General features: G+C 49.8%; 15 protein-coding genes. 12 read left to right on the top strand and 3 right to left on the bottom strand.

The window, feature by feature from the left end; genetic code table 11:
• Positions 1-24 precede the first annotated feature (24 nt).
• From H8S44_RS13720 to H8S44_RS13745, 6 genes are all read left to right on the top strand, one after another.
• Positions 25-6,723 carry an immunity protein Imm33 domain-containing protein gene (locus tag H8S44_RS13720; protein ID WP_186872579.1) on the top strand — a complete coding sequence of 2,233 codons (6,699 nt, stop codon included), beginning with the start codon at positions 25-27 and terminating at the stop codon, positions 6,721-6,723.
• Between the two features lie 15 nt (positions 6,724-6,738).
• A complete protein-coding gene (locus tag H8S44_RS13725) occupies positions 6,739-7,602 on the top strand; it encodes a CbrC family protein (protein ID WP_117471898.1) in 864 nt (287 codons plus the stop codon).
• Between the two features lie 28 nt (positions 7,603-7,630).
• A complete protein-coding gene (locus tag H8S44_RS13730; protein ID WP_117472068.1) occupies positions 7,631-7,909 on the top strand; it encodes an Imm32 family immunity protein in 279 nt (92 codons plus the stop codon).
• Positions 7,906-9,066, top strand: a complete 1,161-nt coding sequence (locus H8S44_RS13735; protein WP_117471897.1) for a hypothetical protein — start codon at positions 7,906-7,908, stop codon at positions 9,064-9,066. Before H8S44_RS13730 ends, H8S44_RS13735 begins: the two co-directional genes overlap by 4 nt.
• 183 nt (positions 9,067-9,249) lie before the next feature.
• The gene (locus tag H8S44_RS13740) at positions 9,250-10,029 is read left to right on the top strand and encodes a hypothetical protein (RefSeq protein ID WP_117471896.1); all 780 of its coding nucleotides are present in this window, start codon (positions 9,250-9,252) and stop codon (positions 10,027-10,029) included.
• A gap of 12 nt (positions 10,030-10,041) precedes the next feature.
• Positions 10,042-10,920, top strand: coding sequence for a DUF4261 domain-containing protein (locus tag H8S44_RS13745; RefSeq protein ID WP_117471894.1), 879 nt, complete (start codon positions 10,042-10,044; stop codon positions 10,918-10,920).
• A 243-nt stretch (positions 10,921-11,163) separates the two neighbouring features.
• On the opposite strand, the gene H8S44_RS13750 is transcribed toward H8S44_RS13745, so the two are convergent.
• From H8S44_RS13750 to H8S44_RS13760, 3 genes are read right to left on the bottom strand one after another with little or no spacing between them, the layout of a single operon-like run.
• Positions 11,164-11,748 (bottom strand): hypothetical protein, encoded by a 585-nt coding sequence (locus tag H8S44_RS13750; protein WP_117471890.1) that lies wholly within the window; start codon positions 11,746-11,748, stop codon positions 11,164-11,166.
• Positions 11,749-11,759: 11 nt separating this feature from the next.
• Positions 11,760-12,281, bottom strand: a complete 522-nt coding sequence (locus tag H8S44_RS13755; RefSeq protein ID WP_117471888.1) for an ImmA/IrrE family metallo-endopeptidase — start codon at positions 12,279-12,281, stop codon at positions 11,760-11,762.
• Positions 12,282-12,319: 38 nt separating this feature from the next.
• Positions 12,320-12,757 (bottom strand): helix-turn-helix domain-containing protein, encoded by a 438-nt coding sequence (locus H8S44_RS13760; protein ID WP_117471886.1) that lies wholly within the window; start codon positions 12,755-12,757, stop codon positions 12,320-12,322.
• A gap of 198 nt (positions 12,758-12,955) precedes the next feature.
• On the opposite strand from H8S44_RS13760, the gene dinB reads away from it, so the two are divergent.
• The 6 genes from dinB to H8S44_RS13790 all read left to right on the top strand — a co-directional run bounded on the left by dinB (position 12,956) and on the right by H8S44_RS13790 (position 17,028).
• Entirely contained in the window at positions 12,956-14,194 is a 1,239-nt protein-coding gene (gene dinB, locus H8S44_RS13765) for a DNA polymerase IV (protein WP_117471884.1), read from the top strand.
• A gap of 14 nt (positions 14,195-14,208) precedes the next feature.
• Positions 14,209-14,751, top strand: a complete 543-nt coding sequence (locus H8S44_RS13770; protein WP_002593748.1) for a hypothetical protein — start codon at positions 14,209-14,211, stop codon at positions 14,749-14,751.
• Between the two features lie 15 nt (positions 14,752-14,766).
• Positions 14,767-14,970 carry a LexA family protein gene (locus H8S44_RS13775; protein WP_002593747.1) on the top strand — a complete coding sequence of 68 codons (204 nt, stop codon included), beginning with the start codon at positions 14,767-14,769 and terminating at the stop codon, positions 14,968-14,970.
• Positions 14,971-15,288: 318 nt separating this feature from the next.
• Positions 15,289-15,732, top strand: coding sequence for an RNA polymerase sigma factor (locus tag H8S44_RS13780; protein WP_002593746.1), 444 nt, complete (start codon positions 15,289-15,291; stop codon positions 15,730-15,732).
• 635 nt (positions 15,733-16,367) lie between these two features.
• Positions 16,368-16,622 (top strand): hypothetical protein, encoded by a 255-nt coding sequence (locus tag H8S44_RS13785; protein WP_242990537.1) that lies wholly within the window; start codon positions 16,368-16,370, stop codon positions 16,620-16,622.
• A 52-nt stretch (positions 16,623-16,674) separates the two neighbouring features.
• On the top strand, positions 16,675-17,028 hold the full coding sequence (locus H8S44_RS13790) for a type II toxin-antitoxin system PemK/MazF family toxin (RefSeq protein WP_038292372.1): 354 nt from the start codon (positions 16,675-16,677) through the stop codon (positions 17,026-17,028).
• Positions 17,029-17,039: the final 11 nt, after the last annotated feature.

A 17,039-nucleotide genomic window follows, 5' to 3' on the forward strand; every position in this document is an offset into this window, starting at 1 on the left:
AAATAAAGAAAGAGAGGTGCCGACATGGGAGCATGGGGCATAAAAGCATTAGAGCGTGACGAAGGGCTGGATGTACTGGACATCCTTAAAAATGAATATGTACCGGAGCATCCGGTAATGGATCTGGGCGAGATGATCGAACTGATGAAAGAGGAGGTCATGCTGGGATCTGACTTCTCACAAATCGACTTCCTCTTTGACAATACTGCGATGGCTCTGGCGGAGCTGTATTTCCAATGGAAGGATAACGGCAAGCTGGACTACGATCATGAAGAAGCTATATGGGATAAAGTTACCGGTTTCACAGCATCCAAAGAAGCCCTTGCCTTCCTGCTGTGTCAGCTCACCGACATCAAAAACGAAGTGCCGGACGAGGACGGCATCCGTGAGATTGTGGATCTTTGGAAGAACGAGGACAGCGGTGAGATCGCTCCTGCATGGTTGGAACACTTGAATCAGCTCATTGAGCGACTGGCTTCAGAACAGGAGGCACGACAAATGTATATCAAAAAATACTGGGGCAACTTTATTGGCGGTTCCGATGACAGTCTGAACCTTGTGGCATTTTTAGAGGATCAGAAAAAGGAGGAGATCCCCCTCAGCGAGATTTTCGCCAAGATCGGTCTGGACAAGCAGAACTGGGACTTCCGCCAGACTGTGGAGTATCTGGAGTTCACCCACTCCAATGGCGTGGAGATGGACTTCCACTTCGCCATTGATGTGGTCACCGACCTGGCCGCCATCCTGCTGGAGTGCAGCGTCAGCGGCAGTGTGAACCTCCACGATCTGGACGAGTGCAACACCCCCGCCCGCCGTATCCGCATCACCGCCACGTTGGAGGAACACGAGGCCATGGACAAGGTCCTGGCGGACTTTGTCCAAGATCCTCTGTCCTATGACATCAGTGAGATGATGGGCGAGGATGAGATCACGGATATGGCTTATCAGGTGGAGATGCTGCGGAAAGAGCTGTACGAAGTCTCCGGCCGTAACCGGAACTACCATGTAAAGGCGGAAGATGTGAAACGTCTGCTTCCCGACTGGGAAGGTGCCGATGGCTGCATCGCCACCAACCGCATCACGGTGGAGGGCTGCAAGGTTGGCTACTGCTACCGGGAGGAGCCGGACGGCGGCTGGGACAGCGGCTGGCGCTTCACCGCTGGTGACGAGAGCGAGGCGTACATGGACGACCCCAACAACGCAGGGATCTACAAGCTGAATACGATCTGCAACGACGATTCCGACATCATTCCGCTGCTGCATATGCCCGCTCCCTGCGCCTTTGAGCGGGATGAGAATGGCGTGTTCCAGCAGATCAAAGACTGGAAACCGGATGAGGACGAGGAGGAGCCTGATATGGATATTTTGAAGCAGTGCCAGAAGTGGCATGAGGAGAGCAAACACCAGAAGATCATTGACGCGCTGGAGGCCATCCCCGCCGAGGAGCGTACCCCGGAAATCGATATGGAGCTGGCGCGAGCCTACAACAACCTGGCGGACCCCAGCGAGCCGGAGGGAAGAAAGCTGCTTCACAGGGCACTGGAATTGATGAAGTCCCACGAGGAGGAACTGGGAGACACTAATTCCTGGAATTTCCGCATGGGGTATGCCTATTATTATCTGGATCAGGAGGGCCGCGCTCTGCGGTATTTTGAAAAAGCTCTGGAACTGCATCCCGGTGATGATCCTAAGCTCAACACCAGACAGGACATTGAGGAACTGATCGACTGGTGCGGGAAGGGCATTTCCCTGCCGCAGTTCTCGGAGTGCTTCCGAGAGCGGACAGAGAACTGGTGGGAAACCTTTGCCGAAATGGAAGCAGAATTGCGCCAGATGATGGACGAGGACAAGGATCACACCCGTGGTGCGGAGATCGTGGCCCAAATGCAGGAAACCCTGAATCTGGTTTTTGATGAAATTTCCTTCGAAATGGGCTTCAATGGCGAAAAGCATGAGCTGATTCTCACCCCGGAGGGGGACAAGGTCAAGCTGTTTGAGCTGGTCTGCTTCCAGAAGCACGCCCCCAAAGAGGTGCTGGAGCACTGGAACATCCTGGTGGGCCGCCAGCCCATCCGAAACATCGGCCTGCGTACCGAGGATGGCTGGGACATCTCCGGGGAGGATGTGCAGATCTGGCTGGAGGAGCAGGGTGAAAACAGCTTCGCCATCTCCGCCTACTGCGAAAAGCTGCTGCCCATGCTCCGGGAGGAGGAAGGCCGGGCCTGGTGGATGCTCACCACCCTCACCGATCAGGTGCTGGGCGAGATCCCACACATGAGATACATAGACAACTTTGATGTGTTGGTGGAACCCAAGGCGGAGCCGTCCATTCTTATGTCCCAGCTTCCCGACGCTCTGAAGGAGCGGGGGCTGGAACTCTCCACCGATCCGGAAGCCTATCTGGAGAGCTACCTTGGCTACAAAATGGAACCCAACCAGGACCCGGACGCCGACTGGCGGCTGGATGTGATGGCCGGTTCCACCAACTGTGTGCCACTCATCAACGGCTATCTGAATGTCGACAATGACTTCATGGACGATCTCCACGCCGATGGCGCGGTGGCGGGCTTCTTCTGCTATCCCTTGGATACCCTGCGGGAGGAGGAAGGCAGTCAGAAGATCTTCGACTTCCGGGACAAGCTGGAGGAATTGTTCACCACCGGTGACGGACCGGAGGTTCTCACCCTTACCGGTGGGGCCACCGGCCTCTACTGCGGCTATGTGGACTTCATCGCCTGGGACATCCGAGAGGCACTGAACATGGCGAAAGAGTTCTTTGAAGGCACGGACATCCCATGGGCCATCTTCCACACCTTCCGCCGTGAAGCAGGTTCTGTGCCCCTAAAGCAACAAGATGATGGGCCAGAAACTGAGAATCAGGATGACGAGTTGGACGAGACGCTGACGGGCATGGACTATATTCCTTATACCCAACAAAACGCCGAAGCATTCTTCGCTCAGTTGGAGCAGTGGAACGATGAGGACGAGTACACCCGCTGTATTCAGGCATTGAATGCCATCCCGGAGGACTGGCGGAACTACCGCACCGCCTACGCCCTGGCGCGGGCACTGGAGAACTACGCCATCATCGGGAACCATGACGAGGGTACTTTGAAATCCAAGGGAGACAAAGCCCTCCTGAGGGCCATTGAGGTGCTGGAGTCTGTCCGGGAGGAAGGCCAGGACAAGTCAGAGTGGAATATGCGGATGGCCTACGGCTATCAGTATCTCTATGGGCAGGAGGAAAAGGCCATTCCCTACGCCCAGCGGTGGGCAGAGCTGGACCCGGAGGACGCAGATGCCCCGGCGGTGATTCAGGAGTGTAAGGAGGAGATCCGGAAACGCCAGCGCAGCCGGAACAAGAAGGCCAAATTCGTGCCCGGTGATACCCCCTTTGAGGATTTCGACCTCACCAACTTCTGGGATGATAATTGGTATGCACTGAAAGAATATATCAGTGAGCCGCCTTCCGATGAGCTGATCGCCAGTGTGGAGGAGGAGCTGGGCTACAAGCTGCCCGCCGCCTACATCTGGCTGATGAAGCAACACAACGGCGGCATTCCGGTGAATACCTGCTATCCCTGCGATGAGCCTACCTGTTGGGCAGAAGACCATGTGGCCATCACCGGCATTTTCGGCATCGGACGGGAAAAAAGCTACTCCCTCTGCGGGGAATTGGGCAGCCAGTTTATGATTGATGAGTGGGAGTATCCTGCCATCGGAGTGGCCATCTGCGACTGTCCCAGCGCCGGACACGATATGATCTTCCTGGACTACCGGGCTTGCGGCCCCCAGGGAGAGCCTGCGGTAGTCCATGTGGATCAGGAAAACGACTACAAGATTACCCATCTGGCAGACAGCTTTGAGGAATTTATCCGCGGACTGGAGCATGAATCCTTATATGATCTGGATGAAGATGTAGAGGATCTTAACGAAGATGATGACGCTGACGAGGAGGAAACTGACTGTAAAGGCTCCTTTGCCGGGTCTGTGCTCCTCTCCAAAGCAGAGTGGGACAAGGAGCAGTTGATCCGGGATCTGCGGGAAGAATGGGGCATCGTAGATGAGGAGCCGGATGATGGCGACGAAGATGATGAGAACAGTGATGACGCTGTGGTAATGCGGATCGGCAACATGATGCTGATTGCGACACTCTTCCACGGCCATATCCCCGACAATGAAGCGGAAATTAACGCTGAAAACAACTATATGTGGCCAGAAGCTATAGAAGCGGCCAAAGCGCACAAGGCCCATATCATGGTGGCTGTGTTGGGCGAGGAGGAAAAACTGCTGGAACGGGGTAAGCTGTTCACCAAGGCGCTGGCAGTGTGCTGCAAGCAGAAATACGCCACCGGCATATATACCAGCGGTGTGGTATTTGAGCCTCGTTTCTATGAGGGCCTTGCCGATATGATGAAAGAGGACGAACTACCCATCTTCAACTGGGTCTGGTTTGGCCTGTACCGGAGAGAGGGGGGCTTGAACGGCTACACCTACGGCATGGATGTGTTTGGCAAGGAAGAGATGGAGGTGCTAAACACCGACGCCGAGCCGGAGGAACTGCGGGACTTTTTGGCAAGCCTTGCCTCCTATGTGTTGGCGTGTGATGTGACGCTACAAGACGGCGAGACTATCGGTTTTTCTGCGGACGATAAGCACACCATCACCCGCAGCCCCGGTGTCTCTCTGCCAGAGGAACAGATGACCCTGAAGATTGGTTACGAGCCTATAAAGGGAGATCCGGAGGATGACAGCTGCGACCACTCAGACAATGATGACACGCAGGATGAGGAAGAATTCAGTAATCCCGAAGTCTACACTGAGGAGGAGATGGAGGCCGTCGAGGGGCACATCCAGCAGTATTTCGGTGAGATCGAGAATGTGTTCCACGAGCTGGTTTCTCCCGACATCCATGTGGACATCTGCATGGTGCCGCCCACTGAGGAGCGGGACTATTACACCCTGGTCACCATGGGTATGGGCGCTCACCGGATGAATGTGCCGGAGAAGCTGGCGGAATACAAGCTGGAGCGGGCGGAGTTGGCTATCGCCCTGCCTGCGGACTGGAAGCTGGATCAGGAGTCCATGAAAGACGAAAAGTGGTACTGGCCCATCCGCCTGCTGAAAGTGCTGGCTCGCCTGCCCATTGCCAGTGATACCTGGCTGGGCTTCGGCCATACCATGGACAATGAGGATGACTTTGCAAAAGATACAAAGCTGTGCGCCGCCATTCTGACCGGTCCCCAGGACACTGAAGATGGCAGCGAGGTCTGCATCCTGCCGAGCGGCGAGGAGGTCAACTTCTATCAGGTGCTTCCCCTCTACCGGGATGAATTGGAATATAAGATGGCCCATGACGCGGATGCCTTGCTGGACAAAATGGACGGCATCAGCTTTATGGTGGAGCCGGATCGCCAGGATGCCATCACCAGAGGCACCCTTTCTAACGATGATTTTGACGGCGAGATGGACGATGCCTCCTATCACCTTGAGAGCATTGAGGAGAAGGAACTGCCTATTGCCCCCATCAATGCCTACAACCACATGGCCATCTACTTGCGCTGGTGCATGGAGCACGACCTGATGGGCGAGGACTTCCTTAAAGAATACAGCGAAGTGGCCAAACAGGTCAAAGCCGACCCTGTCAGCGTGGATCTGCGGGAGTTTATCCGGGATGAGCTGGACGGCTGTCTGTTCTCTGTGCTATTCAATCAGCAAGGCCGTGCCTTTGCAGGCTACTACTACGGAGAGGGCGACAGTCCCTACTATCCTGCCGATGTTGACGACAACGCCCTCCGCTTCTTCGGCCCAGAGCGGTATCACTCCGATGAGTTCCAAGATGAAGCCTACCTGTTCATCTCCTTTGACGAGGACTACTATGAGGCTATGGCTCAAGTGATTGAGGAACGCTTCGCCAACTGGCAGGGACAGGACTTCGACGAGGATACGCTGGAGCCTTCCGAGGTGGCTCAGGCCATCATGGAGTATCTGGACTGCGAGTGTACCTATTTCCCATCCATGGCAGATGATGACCCCATCATGTCGGCATACAGCTACGCCCAGCGGCTGGGGGTACGGGAGGGCTTTGTTCCCGTGCTTATCCAGGCGGATGATGAAACGCTGTTGGAATGCCTGGTAATGAACGCCGACCCGGAGCATGATGCGGACTGCTATGAATTTGACCTCAAAACCGTGGAGGAGTACCGGAAGAAGATACTGACTGCCCCTGTAAAAGACGGCAAGGCGGTTCTGGAGGAATTGACCGGCCAGCGCAAGGAAGAAGCCGAGGATGACGATATGGACTGGGATGAGGAAGTCCTGGGCGAGATGGAGGGCGGAGAACCCAACGACCGCTTCGCAAACTATTGGAACGATGATACCGGAATGACATATCCGCTCATTCTGGCTAAAATTCCGGTAAAGAACCCCTGGGAGATATTCGCCTATCTGCCCTTTGGAAATTGGAATGAGTGTCCCGACACACCGGACCTGATGGCAGTGGCAAAATACTGGTTCGAGCAGCATGGTGCCATCCCTGCCGCCATGAGCCACGATGAATTGGAGTTTGAACTTTCAACTCCGATCTCCAAGGAAAGAGCTATGGAGGTGGCTGTGGAGCAATATGGCTTCTGCCCAGATCTGGATCAGAATGAGGATGGAAGCATTGGCTCCTTGGCAGATGTCTTGTGGCAATCCACCGTCTGGTATTTCTGGTGGGATTGATGGGAGGTTGTGACCATGAACGAATACCTAAAGCAATATATTGAACTACAAAAGCAGTTTCGGGAGACAGAAGGAAATCCAGACAGTGTCCGCGCTCTCTATACTTTTAAGGAGGAACTGGAGCAGAGTGAGGAGCAGCAGGCCAAGGAAGTGCTGGTGGATGTGTATGACCTCCTGGACTTTAAGAAGGACGCCTACGAACTGCTCTGCCAAATTGGAAATCGTTCCGACAAGAAGACCCTCAAGCGGCTGGGAGTCTTGAAGGACTATGCGGAAAACTGGGGCAATCATTACGCCATCCCCAAGCCCAAAACACCAGAGGAAAAGCAGAACGAGAAGGAGCGGCAGACCCGGCTGGGCCTACCCACCTTCCGGTATCATCCGAATCCGTTGGCAACCGGCGCTTTTGAGGAATCCGCAGACGGCGTTGTCTGTGACTGCTGCGGCAAGATGACCCATATTTTCTATACAAATCCGTTCTTTTCTGTGGAGGATATTGCATATCTGTGCCCAGAGTGCATCGCCAACGGCGAAGCGGCCCGGAAATATGATGGTAGTTTTCAAGATGATTTCTCTCTGGATGATGGTGTAGACGATCCGGAGAAGCTGGACGAGCTGATCCACCGCACTCCCGGCTATTCCGGCTGGCAGCAGGAATACTGGCGCGCTCACTGCGGCGACTATTGTGCCTTTTTGGGCTATGTGGGTGCCAGAGAACTGCGGGCGCTGGGCGTGCTGGAGGAGGTGCTGGACGACCCCATGTGGGACGATGAGCAGAAAGAAATGATTCGGGAATCCGTCAATGGCGGGCATCTGCAATGCTATCTGTTCCAGTGCCTCCACTGTGGAAAGCACCTGCTTTGGATGGATTTTGATTGAGGAGTTTTCAAAAGGTGGGATACAAGTGATGAACCCCAAAACACTGACCATTCAATTCAATGATGAACAACTGCCCATCCTTCCAGTGGAGCCGGAAGCCCACCTCTCCTTTGCCACTCATGCCGATGGAAATGAATTGGAATTAACGGGAAACCGGGCTGGGCTGCTCCTATTGGCGAAAGCCGCTCTGGGTATGGCAGAAACCATTCGTGAGGATGGATTTCACATCCATCTGGATGACCTGTATGGCATCAACGCCGAGGGAAAAAGCATCCTGATCCGAAAGGAGGAACAATCAAAACCATGATTGAAAAAACATTCCTCAACCCCGCCACAAATAAGCAGTGGCGGATTGAAATTGACGGACATACCATCCGAACCTGCTTGAATAGCGGGAAGGTCAAGGAGATTCTGTGCGACTCCGCCTTCCAGGTCAAGAGCAAGGCGGCCAGCGCCATGATGGGCCAGATGCGGAAAGGATTTGTCTATCAGAATCCGGACGCCGCCGTTGAAGAAGCGCGATGCCATCGGTTTGTCGGAAAGGATAGCAACGGTTTTATGCCCTTAGCTACCGCTCTCACACGGGATGACTTCTTCCTGACGAGGATGGCCGGAGATTTTGAGGACGAGATCCTTTATCACTTCGATGGCAACGGGGAGATTCTTGAAACGGTCTCTTTGGGTGCCAAGCGGATGACCTATGAGCAGGTTCTCTGCCCCAATGATACCCTGCTGCTGAACAACAGCTATCTTCTCCAGCAGTTCTCACTCCGCACCCATGAGGTCACGCCTTTTGCCAACAAGAAAAACAGAATGAAGACCATGCTGGATGCCAGCGGCGACCTGGCCCTGTGGTACACGGGCGAGGAGATCATCGTCTTTGACTTTGGCAGCAACACAGAGGTGTGGCGGGAAACGGTAAAATGCAAGAAGTCTAAGAATCCGAATTTTGCCTATTACTGCTTTGGGATGCTCTCTCCCCGGCAAAGCAAAGCGGCCTACCGTGTCACCGAGGGTGAGTATGTGCTGGTCGATCTGAAATCTGCCCAAAAAGTAGTGATTCCCAATGAGGGCTGGCATCCCTTCTTCTCCCCGGATGACCAGTGTTTCTCGGTGGGCGGTAAGTTCTATCTGACCCAGACCGGAGAGGAGATAGACAATCCTTTCCCGTTTTCTGTCCGGCAGGGGCTGAGTTTTTCAGACACCTGTATGGTGCGGACAAGGGGCAGCCTGATGGCTGTTCAGCAGGATCGTGGCAGTTCCCCCATAGAGCTGTGGGATATCGGCAGCGGCCAGCTGCTGGCCACTATTGATGACCCCTTTGTGGTGCGGCAGGTGAATTTTGCCTTTACTGGGAGCGGACTTGTTCTGCACACCGATTACGGGGCCATGAGCATCTATTCCTGCTCCCCAGACGGAGGATACCCCGGATTGCGCTCTGCTGGCGGGAGAGCTGGCGTCTAAACTGCTGGCAGCTCAGCGGGAGCAGAATCTCCAGGAACTGGCCGCCGAAATTGCCCCAGACTGGAACCTCCCCACCGAGGCGGTACAAAGCGGACTGGAAACGCTGCGTTCCCATCTGGAGCTGGTGCAGGGCGACGCTGCCCTGCTGTATGAAATGATATAGACAAAAAAGGAGAAAAACTTATGGGACTTGACATCTACGCCGGAACACTGACACGGTACTATTCTCACAACTGGAAAACCATCGTCCAACAGTGGGCGGAGGAAAACGGATATACTTTCAACCGCATCACCCCGGATGGAGAACCTGCTGACAACGAGGAGGAGCTGTCCCCGGCTGAGGTTCAGGAAACGGTGGAGAACTGGCGGGATCAGATTCTGGCAGCTATTTCCCAGCCGGACCAACCGCCCTACACCCCCTGGCCGGAGGACAATGAGAAGCCATATTACACCGACAAGCCGGATTGGGATGCGTTCGGCGCCATGCTGCTGGTGGCTGCCTGCCATACATATGAGGAACCGGTGCCACCTACTGTGGAGAAAGACTGGGACTTTGGGGAGCATCCCCTGATTGCCCGCCTTGCATCGGACGAGGAGCGGGTGTGGTCCCTGTTCAGTGGGGCTACCTGGTGGCTGCCTCTGGCGGATTCCTTCTTATTTCAGGCGCTTCTGCTCACCGATGATCAGGCGGTGATCGCCACTCTGGGCGGACTGCGGAAGGAACTGGAGAAGCTGAACCAGCTGGCGTGGCAGGCCGATGAGGATACCATCCTTGGCTGGGCCGACACTGAGGGATACCCGGTAGATGGAACCATAGACGCAGATGGACGGTACAGCAAGGCGGACATCCCGGAACACACCCCGTATGACACCCAATCCCTTGCCAAGTTTGCCTTCTCCATGTTCTGGCGAGCCATGCGGTTTGCCGAGGAACAGCAGGTGCCCATCCTGCTGGATTATTAAGGAGGAAACCAAATGAGCAATAAAGTTTTCCAGCAAAACCTGGACGACAAAAAAGGTCCCCAGCCCGGAGGCCCCTATCTCATTCAGATGCTGTTCAAAGAGCCGGTAGAAATGCCGGATAAAGAAAAAATGACTGCCGTAATGGAGAAGCACATCGGATCAACCGAGTGTTTCTGTTATGATAAGAAAATGGCCGGCTTTGCCGCACAGGAGCATATTGCAGAGTTCAAGGACGGAAAATGCCCGGTGCAGCTGATGGTGATGAAATGCGACAAGTTCAAGGGCAAAGGCTTTGATGCCTTCCTGATGAGCCAGATGTGGGATTGCCAGGAGGACCGGGAGCGGATCTTCCGGGAGTGCAAATATCAGGTGGTAGCCACCGATATGCTGGCTGCGGCGCTTCCGGCGCTGGAGCGTGCCAATCTGGATGCCGACTTTTTGGAGGCTCTGGCGGAGCTATACCCCACCTGTGAGGCATTCTATTTCCAGAACTGCGGCAAACTGTTTCTGGCGGAGGATGTGCGTTCTCACCAGATTGAAGGCTCGGATCGGTTCATCCGCTTTGGCGTCAATGTCCGCTTCTTTAACATTGAGGGCACCGAAGATATGCTCATCGACACGGTGGGCATGAGCACCCTGTTCCTGCCCGACCTCCAGTACCACTTCCACGACATGGACCCCAACTGGGTGGTAAACCACGCCTACAATGTGGCATCGTACATATTGGAGCATGATAACCCCATTCAGGATGGGGAAACCATAGACGGCGTGGCGAATGGCCAGATGTGCCGGGAGATTCAGTGGAAGTGCCAGTATGAGGACGCCCTGATCCAGCCGCCCAGAGGGGTGCTGGACATTAATATGGGAGAGTGTGCGTCTGGAATGCGTTAATATAAAATGATGCCATATAAAAAAGATAGTTGACATTATATCGTAAAATGACAGCTATCTTTTTTATATAAGGGTTTTGGTTAAGATTTTCGTTCTACAAACCACCGGCCTATATAAGCTCCCGTTAAATTTGTACTGCGTTCAAAAAAGAGATGGCTTTGCTTTCCGTTTACCAAAATTGTATAACAGTCGCCCTGACCTCCAGCTTTCCTTGCGACAGAGGGTTTCACATTCAAAATGCGGTCAATTGTATAAGGTGTTCCGTCTTCCCAGGTAAGTTCTTCTGGAAGCATCTTTCCGTCTGGAAGGAAGGCTGCTCTTACGTTTACATAAACTTTGCAGTCTGTCTGAACACCGATCATATAGTTCTACCTCCTTAAAAAGTTTTTTAACTTCTTCCAGTTCTTCCTCAAGTGTAGATGCATCGGAATGGAAAATGAGATGCGCTTCATCCTTTGTCCATCCGCATAGCAGATAATCACCGGTATGTGCTAGCTCAGAGGTATAGTAAAAATATTGCTGCTTATCTAATTGACAGCAGAAATAGACACACCGGGTAAGAGGGGAGAGGACAGGAGATGGAGTAATAAGCTGATAGATGATAGTTGTCCCATTGTTGCAAAGTTCTTTTCTAAGGGAAAAATCGTTTTCCGTATATGGACAAATATAATCAGACTCTTCCTGATACATGGCATGGAACAAGTCAAGGTATAGATCGGGGCCATTTTTTTCAAGATCCTGGCAAAATGATTTTGGGGAAAGATAGAAAAAATGGGGGTTCCATTTATGTTCTACATAGTATATATCGCGGATAGTATCTTCGTTCATCAGTAGTCCTCCTATTCAATTGTTTTCAGAAAATTCCCATGTGATACGATGGGAGACTCCAGTTTATAACCTTTACGTTTCATGACACGAAATTTAAAGTCCAGTAATTCTGCTGGTACATAAAGAGCTTTGGCTGCCTGAAAGAAAAACTGGTCTTCGTTTAATGCATTTAATACGCAGTCATCAGATAACAGCAGTTCGGCAGCAAAGAGATTTGCTTCATATTCCTGCCGATCTGTATCGTCAAATAGTGTAAATTCATGAAATGCAGCTGTTATGTTTGCATGAAGCACGGAATGAGCAATTTCATGAGCCAGTATGACCCGTTGAATCACTTCCGGCAAATCGCTGTTGATTGTGATATGTTTGATTCTGCGGTGCTGAACATAAAATCCTTTGCAGCACCCCTTATATCTTCCCATCGGTTTTAATACCACGATAATTTTCATTGCCTGTGCCAGACGGAATGGATCCGATTCACCATATTTTTTCTGGATCCGTCTGACTTCTTCAGATATGGATTGAATAGTCAAAACAGCTCCCTCCTTTCGGACTATATTACGGGAGAAGATTATTGTGGATTTTTCTTTTTGCCAAAGGTTTTTCTGGCTGCTTTTTTACAGTCATAGTATGCTTCGGCAACTGCCTGAAAATAAGCATCTTTTGCTTCTTCGCTTAGAGTGCCTCCTGCAAAAAGAGCTGTGTTCTCAGCCAGCATTTTTTGTAGATCCAATGCCTCTCTGGTTCCGCTTTTTTTTCTCATATCTTCTACATATTCCATGCGGTCTAAACCATAAGATGGATCCTCTATGTTATCGTTTTGCAGATACTCGGTTGATACCTCCAGTGCCTTTGCCAGCTTATAAAGCTGTGCCTGGTATGGTTTTCTTTCTCCTAATTCATAAGAAGTAATTGTTCGGATACCCATTCCGGCTTTTTCTGCTAATTGTTTCTGACTTAATCCAAGATTTCCACGTTGTTCTTTAACTTTAGCACCAAAAGATTTCATGTCAGACCTCCATTCGTTTTAGTGTGCGTAAACTTGCTAACTGTGCTATTGACAAGTGTGCATGTAGTTGCTAATATTTGAATTAGCAAGAATTAGCAAGTATCAGTGACTATATGCACATTATAATAGTGAGTGTGCAAGCTGTCAAGAATAAGTGTGCTAATAATTGCTAGAAAAAATTGGAAGAGGGTACAGAATATGAATCGGACAATCCTTCATAGTGATATGAACTGTTTTTATGCTTCTGTAGAAATGATGCTGAACCCAGAGCTACAGGGAAAAGCAGTAGCAGTGTGCGGGTCCACAGAAAACCGTCATGGAATTGTTCTTGCAAAATCAGAGAAAGCGAAACAAGCAGGAATAAAAACAGGGATGGTTAACTGGGAGGCAAAACGACTTTGTCCGGATTTGATTTTGGTTCCACCCCAGTATGAACAGTATTTAAAATATTCCAACATGGCAAGAGAGATTTATCAGGAATATACAGACCTGGTAGAGCCTTACGGAATGGACGAGTGCTTTTTGGATGTGACAGCAAGTCAGGTTCTTTATGGTTCTGGAAAAGAAATTGCAGACCAGATTCGCTGCAGGATGAAGAATGAACTGGGATTGACTGTTAGTATAGGAATTTCATTCAATAAAATATTTGCAAAACTGGGAAGTGATATGAAGAAGCCGGATGCCATAACTAGCATTGAAGAATCAGAATGGAAACAAAAGGTTTGGCCGCTTCGGGTATCGGAATTATTATTCTGTGGCCGCTCAACTACAAAGAAGCTGGAGCAAGTTGGAATTTATACGATAGGAGATCTGGCAGAAATGGATCATGATTATGTGAACCAGCTTCTTGGTAAAAATGGGCTGATGCTGTGGTCATATGCAAATGGTCTGGATGATAGTCCGGTAATGGAGAAGGACTTTGTGTCTCCGATGAAAAGTGTGGGGCATGGAATTACTTGTACAGCAGATCTTAAAACAGAAGAGGAGGTCTGGAAGGTTATTCTGGAATTATGCCAGGACATAGGACATCGATTAAGGATTCATGGATTGAAAGCACAGGGGGTTCAGATAGCGATTCGCAATCAGGAATTATTTACAAGGCAGTATCAAGGTCAACTTTCCCTTCCGACGATAGTGCCTTTGGAAATTGCAAAACTGGCGAGGGAACTATTTCAGAGAAATTATGATTGGAAGGAACCTGTGCGTTCGGTAACTGTTCGTGCAATCAACTTGGTATCAGCAAAAGAACCGGAGCAAATCTGTTTGTTTTCGGATCCAATCCGGCTTGAGAAAGAAGAAAAATTATTTCTGGCGATTGAGGAAACTCGGCGGCGATTTGGAAAAAGGGCTATCTATCCAGCGGCCTTGATGAAGGATCTGAAGATGCCGGAATATCGAGATCATGGTTTGATTATGCCGGGAGTTATGAACCGGTAAGATAGGAGGGGCTTATGGGACGGAAAAACTCATTGGCAAAAAACAGTATTCAGATGCTGTGTGTGATGCAGCATCTGGATGAACAAAATTTATATGAAAGGTCAAAATTGTTATTATCTATTTATCGAAATGTATGCTGGACGGCCTGTGACCGTGCTGCAATGCTTCGTGAAGAAGCAGAATATTGTTATGGTAGAGAACTGGAGGAGGGGCTTCTATATCTGAATGATTTTGCTCCTACTGTAGAGAGGGAAAAGTTTGAAGAAACAGTAAAAAGCCTGTTCCAGACCAAGTGGCTTGTGGAACTGGTAGACTCGGCCATGGTTAAAATGCGTGATTTTCCATATTCACCACAGCTTTATTTTGACATTGTGTTTAAGTGTTATTTAAGCCGGTTCCGATATACAGAGCCTGAATTACTGGAAACGCTTCGGATGGAAAGAAGCACATATTATGATAGAAAAAAGGAAGCAATTAAAATATTCGGTCTATCTCTTTGGGGGAGTGCTCTTCCTCAAATCAAACAGGCTTTGGAAGAACCGTTACTTTATGAATAGAGGAGAGGTGGTTTTATGAGCAACAAAAAGAAAATGGAAGTTTTGTATTTTGTTGAGCAATACATAAAAAGGTATGGATATCCGCCTACTGTACGGGATATCGGAAAAGGTTTAGGGTATCGTTCCCCATCAACTGTGCATGGTTATCTTCGGCAATTGAAGGAAGAACATCTGATTGAAAGTGACGGAAGCAAACCGAGAACGCTTCATATCAATTAAATAGTCCGACTAAAGTCCGACAAGAGTCCTACTGAAAGTCCGACTTCTCTCATGTTATAGTCAGTACACTGGATGGTCAGTGTGCTGAGCGAGAAGATCTCATACAGAAATGTATGGGGTCTTTTTTATAGTGTTTTGTGCGCTGCATCCAATTTCTAATTTGTTAAAAGCCAGCGGGATCCTCCCGTTGGCTTCTTTTTTTCTAAGGAGCAGCGTATGGAGAAAAGCTCTTGCTTGAGGATTGCCAGAAACCTATGTCGTAGTCCGCCACTTGTCCTTCGTTTTCACCACCCAACGAAAACTAAGGAGGACAGGAACATGGCAAAACCGTATAAGATACCGGATTTTAGAAAAATGTATCCGGAAGCCAGCGAGGAAGTAATCGCTGTATTGAGAACAAGTGAAAGAAAAATGCAGTATCAGGAATATGACTTAAAAAGAGCAAGAAATATCGTAGATCCTAAAACAGGAGAGAAAATGACCATTCCTAGCAGAGAGGATTCCTATGAACGCCTGCAGGAAATGGCTGTGCAATTTCCAGAAGAAAACAGAAGTGTGGAGGATCAGATTCTGAAAAAAATAGAGTGTGAACAGTTACATAAATTCCTTTTAGAACTCTCGAAAGAAGAACAGTGGTTGATTCAGGAACTCTATTTTGAGGAACGGACGGAACGGGAGGTAGCTTCGGTACTTGGATTGTCACAGAAGGCGATAAACAAACGGAGACAGAAGATTTTAGAGAAACTGAGAAAATTATTTTAATTATTTTTCTGTTTTTGGTTCTCAAACTTCTCTGCCAGCGTGGAAGGAAGTGAAGGGGACTGATTTCTCTTTCTGTTCTTTGGCAAAAACTGTGTGAAACAGTCATATCCGGCAATACAGATACCTTAGTTGTTCAGCCCAAAAGGAAAAGCACAAAGGAAAATCCGCCACGACCACCTGCAGATAGTCAGAGTGTCTGTCAATAAGATGACATCAAAGGTGCAGAGCGAAAAAAATTTGTCCTTAAAGCAGTTTTGGCAGACTGCCTGCAATGACCTGAACAGCCTATAATGATACTTCCGTCCAGTCACAGCCCCGCAAAACGGGAACACGCAATGAGGGCGGCTCGGAGAGACCCTCGGAGGGGAACAATCCCATGACAGCCTTAAGCCATGGCTGGTCAGTGTTGCCGCCCAAAGATATCGGTTGTAACAGGAATATCAGTATTTCCGATATCTGGTTCCGGGAAGTTGTGTCGAATAGGAACTTTTGAAAATGAAGAACAAGTGATTTTTAACAGAAACTATGGCGGCAGCTTTATATTTATCCAGCGGAAAAGGAAAGATAGATCAACTGGATAAGGCTGCCGCTATCCTTGTGTTCTAAATCACAAAATGATAAGGAGGAAGATGTATATGCGTGTCAAAGAATTTATGGAATTATATCCTGACAGCAATTTTCATTTTATGACATCGAAAGGATATTTATTTCTGAATTCTGACCAGGTAAAATCCATACTTTTGCAAGGGCAGAAAGAAGCAGCCAAGAAGGAGCTGGGAAAGGGAATCCGAGCGGATGAACTTTTGGCAGGCGAGGTCATCAGCGTAAGATGGAAAAAAGGCATTTGCCATATGATGGCAGAATTACATAGAGATAGAGACTTTTCATAAAGAGTAGGAACATTCGTAGTCCAGAGTAGATGGAAGGAGGGGAAGTGTTACGATAAAAAAAGGAGATATATATTATGCAGACCTGATGCCGGTAATAGGCTCTGAACAGGGGGGAATCCGGCCGGTTTTGATTATTCAGAATGATGTTGGTAATTGTTACAGTCCAACCGTCATTGTGGCAGCAATTACAAGTCGGCCTAATAAGCACTGGATACCTACACATATCGAATTGGGAAATCATGTAAGAGGACTCCATAATGATTCTGTTATTTTATTGGAGCAGGTAAGGACGATTGACCGGATAAGATTAAGAGGGTATGTAGGAAGTCTGAGTGGAGCCATGATGCGTAAAGTAGATGAGGCAATTCTCGTGAGTTTTGGTGTAACAGTACAGAGAAGAACATAAAGGGTGTTTGG

Source organism: Anaerosacchariphilus hominis (assembly GCF_014290175.1).
In the GTDB taxonomy this organism is placed as follows: domain Bacteria; phylum Bacillota; class Clostridia; order Lachnospirales; family Lachnospiraceae; genus Laedolimicola; species Laedolimicola hominis.